The organism is Nocardia uniformis NBRC 13702, assembly GCF_001613345.1.
GTDB lineage: Bacteria > Actinomycetota > Actinomycetes > Mycobacteriales > Mycobacteriaceae > Nocardia > Nocardia uniformis.
In genome coordinates, this window is record NZ_BDCE01000035.1 from 21,767 (window position 1) to 30,541 (window position 8,775).

Sequence of the window (8,775 nt, forward strand, 5' to 3'; positions counted from 1 at the left end):
AGGACCCGCGCGAAAAACCAACGGGCCGTTCGAGTCCGCGCTGGTGGAAATCCACTGCGGTCTCGAACGGCCCGGGACGAAACGACGAACAACTACACCGGGGGCTTGTCCGCGGGCGGAGTCGCCTCCGGCGGGGGTTCCGGAGCCGGTTCGGCCGCAGCCTCCGGGGCCGGAGCCGGATCCGGTACGACCTCCGGAGCGGGAGCCGCTTCCGGCGCATCCTGGTCCCCTGGAATCGCCCCCTTGATGGCGCCGGTTCCCTTGTCGATCTGGGAGGAGTACTTCCCCCCGGTCTTCTTGTCGATCATGTCCCCAGCCTTATCGACTGCGGATTCGATCTTCTCGGCGTTCTGGGCCGCCACGTCCTTGCCCTTGCCGACCAATCCCTTGAGCGTGTCGATCAGACTCACAGCCCTGCTCCTTCACACTTGGTCCTCGGTCATCGGCTGACATCCTCCCACCAGGTATCAACCGGTGGGACGCCAATGCGGTCGATCCGCTGTCCCGGCTTCGGGACAGCCACCTGCGTACCTGCCGCGCGCGCCGCCTCGACCATCCGCGAAACCGGCTCCGACCAGCCGTGGAAGGCCAGATTGAAGGTCGCCCAGTGAATCGGCACCAGCAGGCCGTGGCCGGATTCGCCGCGATTGAGATCGGCGTGTGCGCGCACCGCCTCCTCCGGATTCATATGCACATCCGGCCAAGCCTCATCGTAGGCACCGATCGGCAGCAGCGTGACATCGAATGGCCCCAGCTGCTCGCCCGCCGCCGCGAAGGCCTTGGTGTAGCCGGTATCGCCGCCGAAATACACCCGGCGGGTGGGCCCGGCGATGGACCACGACGCCCACAGCGTGGTGTTGCGCACCAGGCCACGTCCGGAGAAATGCCGCGCCTCGGCGCAGGTGATCACCAGATCGGTGCCGTCGTCGTGGGCACGACCCAGGTCGGACAGGGAAACTGAAATGCCCCAATCCAATTCGACTATCCGCTCATCGGGCACCTGCCAGTGCCGCAGATGTGCCCCGATACCGAGCGGCACCACGAATACCGCGCTCTGGGACTCCACGAGCTGGCTGACGGTATCGCGATCGAGATGGTCGTAGTGGTCGTGCGAAATAATCACCGCGTCCAGTGTCGGCAGCTCGCGCAGCGGCTGCGGCACCGGATGCTGCCGCGCCGGACCGACCAGCGGTGACGGCGAAACCCGTTCGCTCCACACCGGATCGGTGAGGACGCGGTAACCGTCCACCTCGACCAGCGCGGTGGCATGCCCGTACCAGGTGACCGCCAGTTCCGCCGCCCGCTCCGGCAGTTCCGGCGTCACCAGCGGAATCGGGCCCGGCGCGCGCCCCAGATTGCGGCGGTTCACCACATTGTTCAGCAGCGACAGCCCGGAACCCGGAGCGATCTGGCTACTCGGCTCGGTGTTGTGGAACTGCCCGCGGCGATAGCGCGACGAGCGGATCGCGGTCGGTGCGATGGCGGAAATGCCCGCACCCATGGCGGACGGAATCCCCCACGCGGCCCGCACCAACCAGGTGATGCCCACCGCACCCGCCGCCGCACCGGCCACCTTCCGTGCCGAGGCCGCGATCTGCTCCGGACTCATCGGCCGGTAAACCTCGCCGTGCGCTTCTCCTTCCGAGCCACGCGTGCTTCCTGTGCGTCCTCGCTGCTCCATGCCGCTCTCAACGCCTCTCGCTGCTCGAGGGTGTCCGCATCGCGGGTGCCATCATCGTTGAATACCAGTTTCATATGCCGAAGTGACAGCGGCGCAAGTTCGGCGATGGACTTGGCCCAGGCCTGCGCGTCGGCGAGGGTGCCGAGGCGGTTGGCGAATCCGAAGCTGTAGGCGTCGGCGGCGGAAATCGTCTCCGCGCCCAACAGCATGGTGCGGGCCGGGCCCGAACCGATCAGCGTCGATAGTCGGCGCACCGTCCAACGGTCCACGGAGATACCGAGTTTCGCGGCCGGGATGGCGATATAGGAATCCGGGGCGAGGACGCGCAGATCCGAGGCGAGCGTCAGCTGCACGCCCGCGCCGAGCGCCCCGCCATTGACGGCCGAGATCACCGGCACCGGCACCGTCTCGATGGTGTGCAGCATGCCCATCAGGCCGTCCAGGAACTCGTCGGAGTAGACGCCGTCGAGATCCGCGCCCGCGCTGAAGATCGATCCCTGTCCGGTGAGCACGATGACCCGCGCCGATTCGGCGGCCTCCTCGACGGCCGCACGCAGCTGTGTCACGAGCTCGAGGTTCAATGCGTTCCGACGTTGCGGACGCTGCAGTTCGATGGTGATGACCTCGCCATCGCGGCTGACTCCCAGCATCTGTCCTTCCCCACTGTCGGCACCCATTGGTCGTACTCACTTTAGGCGCGAGATACTGGCACAGCCGTACTCGACGCGGCGATAGGTGCCAACCATCACCCCACGTCGACCTCCCGAACGTCGGGTCGGCGCCGACTCGTCGGTACTGTCGGGCCGGTGAGTGCGACACCCGATGTGGACATTCTGGTGATCGGCGCGGGACAGGCCGGTCTATCCGTCGGCTACCACCTGCGCCGCCTCGGTATGCGTCCCGAACAAGACTTCCTCATTGTCGACCACTCCCCGGCACCCGGCGGCGCATGGCAATTCCGCTGGCCCTCACTGACTTTGAGTACCGTCAACCGGGTCCACGACCTGCCCGGGATGGAATTCGCCGAAGCCCTCCCGGCGGGTTCGGAGAACGCTCAGGCGGCCACGGCCGTACCGCACTATTTCGAGCTGTACGAGAAGCGTTTCGACCTACGCGTGCACCGCCCGGTATCGGTAACCGTGGTGTGCGATCGCGCGACCCCCGCCACCTGCCCCAAGGCGGCCGTCGACGGACTGCTGCACGCCGAAACCGGCCCGGTCGACCCTGATAACGAAGCCGCCCCGAACGTCGAAGGCGGCAGCGTCGCCGTCCCGAACACCGACGACGCTGTCGGGTCGAACGCGGACGACGCCGCCGCGTCGCGCACCGAACAAGCCGCCCGTCCCGCCTCCTCCGACATCGGCGTGGGCAAACCCCGTTCCGTGCTTGCCCCCGACACCACGCTGCGCGTCCGTGGCTTGATCAACGCAACCGGTACTTGGGACAAACCCTTTATTCCCTATTACCGCGGCGCGGAAACCTTCGCAGGTCGACAACTTCACGCCCACGACTACCGCACGGCCGCCGAGTTCGCGGGCAAGCATGTGGTCGTGGTCGGCGGCGGCATTACCGCCATCCAACTGCTGGATGAGATTTCGCAGGTCGCCACCACTACCTGGGCCACCCGCCGCGAACCGGTATTCCGCGACAGCCAGTTCGCGCCCGAGGACGGCCGCGCCGCCGTAGCCATCGTCGAAGACCGGGTCCGCCGGGGGCTGCCGCCCGGCTCGGTCGTCTCGGTGACAGGTCTGATCAACGATGCCCGCGTCCAGGCCGCCCGTGATCGCGGTGTCCTGAATCGCCGGCCCATGTTCGACCACATCGAACCCGAAGGTATCCGCTGGTCCGACGGCACCTTACAGCCAGCCGATGTAATCCTCTGGTGCACCGGATTCCGCAGCGCCCTGGACCATTTGGCCCCGTTGCGGCTGCGCGGCCACGGCGGCGGGATCACCATGACCGGCCGCCTCGCCACCCAGGTAGCCGCCGATCCGCGCATTCACCTGATCGGCTACGGCCCGTCGGCCAGCACCATCGGCGCCAATCGCGCGGGCCGTGCCGCCGCCGTCGAACTGACCAGGTATCTGAGTGAGCAAGCGTAATGTCGCCCGCTGCCCTGTCATCCCGAGAGCGTAGGCGCTAGGCGGGCGCTCCCGCGGTGAAGGTTTCCGGATCGGGGCCCACGCGCGAGCCTTTCTCCAGGGCCGAGATTCGCGCCACCTGATCATTGGTGAGCTCGAAGTCGAAGATTGCGAAGTTCTCGGCGATCCGGCTGGGTGTCACCGAACGCGGAATGGTCACATTCCCGAGCTGAATATGCCAGCGCAGCACCACCTGGGCGGGGGTACGGCCGACTTCCTCGGCGACCGCCGCGATGGTGGCGTCATCGAGGACCGCGCCGCGCCCCAGCGGGCTCCAGGCCTCGGTGGCAATGCCGTGTTCGGCGTGGAAAGCGCGCAGTTCCGGCTGGGTCAGCCGCGGGTGCAGCTCGATCTGGTTCACCACCGGGGTCTCGCCGGTTTCGGCAATGACCCGCTCCAGGTGTGCGCGGGTGAAATTCGAGACGCCGATCGAGGTGATCCGACCGGCCGCCTTGAGCGACTGCATGGCGCGGAAGGTATCCACATACAGATTGGCCGACGCGATCGGCCAATGAATCAGGTACAGGTCCAGGTAGTCCAGCCCGAGCCGCTCCATACTGGCGTCGAAGGCCCGCAGGGTGGCGTCGTACCCCTGGTCGGCATTCCACAGCTTGGTGGTGATGTAGAGCTGGTCACGAGGTAGACCGGAGGCACGCAGCGCCTGCCCCACCTCGGTCTCGTTGCCGTACACGGAGGCCGTGTCGATACTGCGGTAGCCCACCTCCAGAGCGGTGGCGACGGCATCGACGGCCTGGTCCGGCGTCACCTCGAACACCCCGAACCCGAGCTTCGGTATCACCTGCCCGTCGTTCAACACGATGGACGGGACGGCGCTCGTTTCACTCCTGAAGGTCACCACTTCGACCGTAGAAGCGGTTTGCCCTCCGGTCAACGACCTGGTTGCCGTGTTCGTCACCCGATACCCACTGGTGAGAGCAACAGCTCACAGAAAATGGTCCGGCCCTCCGAGCCTGCGGTAGCGGAGCCGTCGGTCCGATCGCAATTCCTCGAGCGGCCGGGCGGTCAAATCGGCCAGTTCCGCCGCGATCGCCGCGACCATCCGGCGAGCGAATTCCACCGGTTCGTCCGCCGCGTCCGGGTATTCGCCGACTATGCGGTCGACTATGCCGTCGCGGAGTAGATCGGCCGACCGGATGCCCTGGGCGGCGGCTATTTCCGGGGCGTGGTCGGTATCGCGATGGACGATGGCGCTCGCACCCTCCGGTGGGAGCGGGGCGAGCCAGCCGTGCGCGGCGGCGAGTACGCGGTCGGCCGGGAGTAGGGCCAGCGCGCCACCGCCGGTGCCCTGACCGAGTAGCACCGAGACCGTCGGGGTGTCGAGGGTGACGAGATCGGCCAGGCAGCGGGCGATTTCGGGGGCCAGACCGCGTTCCTCGGCCTCGCGCGACAGTGCCGCACCGGCGGTGTCGATCACCAGGACGAGGGGTACCCGCAATTCCTGGGCCAGGTGCATGCTGCGGCGGGCCTCGCGCAGCGCCGCCGGACCCATGGTCGTTTCGGTGGTCTGACCGGCGCGGTCATGGCCGAAGACCACGCAGGGCCGACCCCGGAAGCGGGCCAGGGCAAGTACCACGGTGCGGTCGGATTCCCCCTGGCCGGTGCCGCTGAGCGGAACGCGTTCGGTCGCGTGGCGCAGGAGCGCTCGAATACCGGGGCGGTCCGGGCGGCGCGAGATGGATACCGACCGCCAGGCCGGAATGTCAGTCGAATAAACGGGTTTTGCCAGAGAACCATCCAGTGTGGCTGTGCCCTGCGAATATTCACTATGCGCGGCGGGAATTCCATTGAGCACGTTGGGCGTTCCGCTCAGCACGCTGAGCGCCCGATGCGCGATTCGACGGAAGACACGCACCGGAACCACACCGTCGATCACGCCATTGCGGTACAGGTTCTCGGCGGTCTGCACGCCCGGCGGGAAATCTCGATCGTAGAGCGCCTTGTACACCCGCGGACCCAGGAAGCCGATCAACGCCCCGGGTTCGGCGAATGTCATATGCCCCAGCGACCCCCACGACGCGAACACCCCGCCCATGGTCGGATCGCGCAGATACACGAGATAGGGGAACCCGGCGGCCTTATGGGTCGCGACCGCACCGGCGATCTTGACCATCTGCACGAAAGCGACTGTGCCCTCCTGCATTCGGGTTCCACCCGAGGTCGGCGATGCCAGCAGCGGCAAACCCAGCTCGGTGGCCCGCTCGACCGCCGACACAATCCGCTCGGCGGCGGCGACACCGACCGACCCAGCGAGAAACCCGAATTCACAGGCGATTACGGCGACCCGCCGCCCACGCAGCAGCCCCTCCCCCGTCAGCACCGCTTCATCGGTGCCCGCGACGGACTCCGCCGCACGCAACTCCGCCCGATATTCGGGGGAAGCCGCGATAGGCACCGGGGGCCGATCCCAGCTCACGAAGGAACCGGGATCGAGCAAACCACCAAGGAGATCCCGCGCCGAAATCTTCACGGCGCGAGCTTAACCGGCTCCAGCGTCGCGATCCTCAACGCCGGAGACCGTGTTCTGACTCAGAAGCCCTGCACAACTTTCCGCAGGGCGTATTCGGTCACCGCCACCAGCGCCTGCTTCACCGGTTCCCGGCGGCGGGCGTCGATCGACAGGATCGGCACATCCGCCGGGACCGCGAGGGCCTGGCGGATGTCCTCGATCGGATAGCGGGGCGCATCATCGAATTCGTTGATGGCCACCAGGAAAGGTAGGTTCCGCGCCTCGAAATAGTCGACAGCGGCAAAGCTGTCCTCGAGACGGCGGGTGTCGACGAGTACCACCGCGCCGATGGCACCCTTGATCAGGTCATCCCACATGAACCAGAAGCGGTACTGGCCGGGCGTACCGAACAGGTACAGCACCAGATCATCGGCAAGACTGATCCTGCCGAAGTCCATGGCCACCGTGGTGGTGGCCTTCGACGGCACGCCCGTCAGGCTATCGACGCCGACGCTGGCATTGGTCACCAACGCCTCGGTGCGCAGCGGAACGATCTCCGAGACGGCACCGACCAAAGTCGTCTTGCCCACACCGAAGCCACCGGCAACAACGATCTTCGCCGACGTCGGCTTGCTCGTGCGTGTGTCGACCTGTGTCGTCGAATCAAATACGCCGGAGTCCACTGAGAACCCTTTCGATCAGCTCGCGACGTTCATCGTCGCTGGAATCGTCTTTCAATGTCGCCGAAACCTTTACGTGGCCGGCTTCGATCAAATCGGCGACGAGCACCCGGGCTACCCCGATCGGTATGCCCAGGCGCGCCGCGACCTCTGCGACAGACGGCGATTCTCTGCACAACTCCACGATTGACGTCTCGATATTGGTGAGTTCGAACTGCCGCTCCATGGCGACCGGATGCGATGCGACGAGCGCCTCCAACGCCAACTCCACCGTCGGCCGCGTGCGGCCGGCGGTTAAGGAGTATGGGCGGACGAGACTGGGCTCGGCGCTCCCCACGCGATGATTGTCTATGTCCATCCCGCCATCAGGAACCCATCGTGACGCGAGGTGTGGCCTGGACTGTCTGGCCCACGCGCTCGACCAACAAAGCCATTTCGTATCCCACCTGTCCGATGTCACAGGACGTATTGGTGAGCACCGCGAGGTAGGAGCCGTCACCGACTGCCATGAGCAGTAGGTAACCGTGCTCCATCTCGACGACGGACTGCAACACGGTGCCGCCCTCGAAGAGGTTCGACACACCCACCGAGAGGCTGGCTAGCCCCGCGGTCACCGCGGACAGCTGTTCCGCCCGATCAACGGGCAGCTGCGCGCTGGCCGCCATCAGCAGGCCGTCGGCCGACACCAGCACGGCATGCGCGACGCCGGGAACCTCATTCGCGAAGTTCGAAACCAGCCAATCCAGCTGTCGCTTCGTACCACCTAGATCGGGGTTCATCGGTCTCCTTTATCTCCGGTTAGGTTCATTTCTTGCTGTGCGCGGCCATCCCGGACGCCCTGCTGGTGACGAGCCAGACTCGACCGGATGGATTCGGGGTCACGCCGCGCTGCGCGATCGGCATTGCCATTGACACCACCGGGCACCAGGCGGTTACCCGGATCACGCTGCGGCAGACCGGCCGCCGTGCGCTTATCCGCCTGAGATTCCACCGCACGACGCGCGGCTTGCCAACCCTCATCACCCGGTGATTCGAAGGAGGAGGCCACCTGGGACCGGTCCGCGTTCGGATCGACCAGCCACGCGGACATCATCTCGGCGAAGATCGGCGTACCCAGCGACTGCTCGGACTCGTTCGCCGGCTGCAACCGGGTCTGGAAGAACGAGGCCGCCTTCGTCGGATTCGAGCGGAAGCTGTGCTTACCCGGCCCCGCCGCGTCATCGGACGAGCCACCGAGACCCGGCACCGGCGGCGGCCGCTGCGGGAGGCCGGCACCCGGCTCACGCTGCGGCAGACCACCCGGACCCGAACGCTGCGGCAGACCACCCGGTGCGGGTCGCTGCGGCAAACCGGTCGAGGGAGCGGCGTCGCGCTGTGGCAGACCCGTATCCCGCTGCAAGGGAGTCGATTCCCGCTGCGGGAGGGCCGATTCGCGCTGCGGCAGCATCGTATCCCGCTGGGGCAGACCGCTGTCCCGCTGTGGCAGACCGCTGTCCCGCTGGGGAAGTCCGCTATCGCGCTGGGGCAGACCACCGGAGGCGGCCTCACGCTGCGGCAAGCCGCTGTCGCGCTGGGGCAGACCACTATCGCGCTGCGGCAATCCACCGTCACGTGGCGGCAGACCGCCCTCACGCTGCGGTAGGCCACCCGGGCGCTGCGGCAAGCCGCCATCGCGCTGCGGTAGACCACCGGAGGCGGCCTCACGCTGCGGCCGACCACCGTCACGCGGCGGCATGCCGTTACCACCCGGCTCGCGGCCCGGCAGACCGGTCGCGTTCGGATCACGCTGCGGAGCGCCGCTGGAAC

At 67.0% G+C, this 8,775-nt stretch carries 9 protein-coding genes and 1 pseudogene; 1 reads left to right on the forward strand and 9 read right to left on the reverse strand.

Features of this window, described 5'->3' with window-relative positions; all coding sequences use genetic code 11:
• Positions 1–92: 92 nt before the first annotated feature.
• Genes NU1_RS42630 through NU1_RS10075 form a run of 3 tightly spaced genes read right to left on the reverse strand, consistent with a single transcriptional unit; the run spans position 93 to position 2,331 of the window.
• Positions 93–410, reverse strand: a complete 318-nt coding sequence (locus NU1_RS42630) for an antitoxin (protein WP_084521148.1) — start codon at positions 408–410, stop codon at positions 93–95.
• A gap of 29 nt (positions 411–439) precedes the next feature.
• Complete coding sequence (locus NU1_RS10070) at positions 440–1,609, reverse strand: MBL fold metallo-hydrolase (protein ID WP_067519667.1); 1,170 nt, start codon at positions 1,607–1,609, stop codon at positions 440–442.
• Complete coding sequence (locus tag NU1_RS10075) at positions 1,606–2,331, reverse strand: enoyl-CoA hydratase (protein WP_067519684.1); 726 nt, start codon at positions 2,329–2,331, stop codon at positions 1,606–1,608. Before NU1_RS10075 ends, NU1_RS10070 begins: the two co-directional genes overlap by 4 nt.
• 156 nt (positions 2,332–2,487) lie before the next feature.
• Here NU1_RS10075 and NU1_RS10080 point away from each other — a divergent pair, with 156 nt between their 5' ends.
• On the forward strand, positions 2,488–3,783 hold the full coding sequence (locus tag NU1_RS10080; protein WP_067519669.1) for an FAD-dependent oxidoreductase: 1,296 nt from the start codon (positions 2,488–2,490) through the stop codon (positions 3,781–3,783).
• Positions 3,784–3,820: 37 nt separating this feature from the next.
• Here NU1_RS10080 and NU1_RS10085 read toward each other — a convergent pair whose 3' ends face one another.
• The 6 genes and pseudogenes from NU1_RS10085 to NU1_RS42165 form a co-directional block, all read right to left on the reverse strand.
• Positions 3,821–4,678, reverse strand: a complete 858-nt coding sequence (locus NU1_RS10085; protein ID WP_067519685.1) for an aldo/keto reductase — start codon at positions 4,676–4,678, stop codon at positions 3,821–3,823.
• A gap of 87 nt (positions 4,679–4,765) precedes the next feature.
• Positions 4,766–6,310 (reverse strand): acetyl-coenzyme A carboxylase carboxyl transferase subunits beta/alpha, encoded by a 1,545-nt coding sequence (locus NU1_RS10090; protein WP_067519671.1) that lies wholly within the window; start codon positions 6,308–6,310, stop codon positions 4,766–4,768.
• A 59-nt stretch (positions 6,311–6,369) separates the two neighbouring features.
• A complete protein-coding gene (locus tag NU1_RS10095) occupies positions 6,370–6,972 on the reverse strand; it encodes a GTP-binding protein (RefSeq protein WP_170264246.1) in 603 nt (200 codons plus the stop codon).
• A complete protein-coding gene (locus tag NU1_RS10100; RefSeq protein ID WP_067519672.1) occupies positions 6,953–7,327 on the reverse strand; it encodes a DUF742 domain-containing protein in 375 nt (124 codons plus the stop codon). The genes NU1_RS10095 and NU1_RS10100 overlap by 20 nt, the downstream gene beginning before the upstream one ends.
• A 7-nt stretch (positions 7,328–7,334) precedes the next feature.
• The gene (locus tag NU1_RS10105; RefSeq protein WP_029930951.1) at positions 7,335–7,748 is read right to left on the reverse strand and encodes a roadblock/LC7 domain-containing protein; all 414 of its coding nucleotides are present in this window, start codon (positions 7,746–7,748) and stop codon (positions 7,335–7,337) included.
• Positions 7,745–8,775 (reverse strand): annotated as a pseudogene (locus tag NU1_RS42165) (sensor histidine kinase); the annotation flags it as partial. The gene NU1_RS10105 and the pseudogene NU1_RS42165, both read right to left, overlap by 4 nt.

What these genes read in the sequence shown, in the direction of transcription:
- NU1_RS10070 (WP_067519667.1), bottom strand. Translation starts at nt 1,609, where the DNA reads ATGAGTCCGGAGCAGATCGCGGCCTCGGCACGGAAGGTGGCCGGTGCG.
- NU1_RS10075 (WP_067519684.1), bottom strand. Translation starts at nt 2,331, where the DNA reads ATGCTGGGAGTCAGCCGCGATGGCGAGGTCATCACCATCGAACTGCAG.
- NU1_RS10100 (WP_067519672.1), bottom strand. Translation starts at nt 7,327, where the DNA reads ATGGACATAGACAATCATCGCGTGGGGAGCGCCGAGCCCAGTCTCGTC.
- NU1_RS10105 (WP_029930951.1), bottom strand. Translation starts at nt 7,748, where the DNA reads ATGAACCCCGATCTAGGTGGTACGAAGCGACAGCTGGATTGGCTGGTT.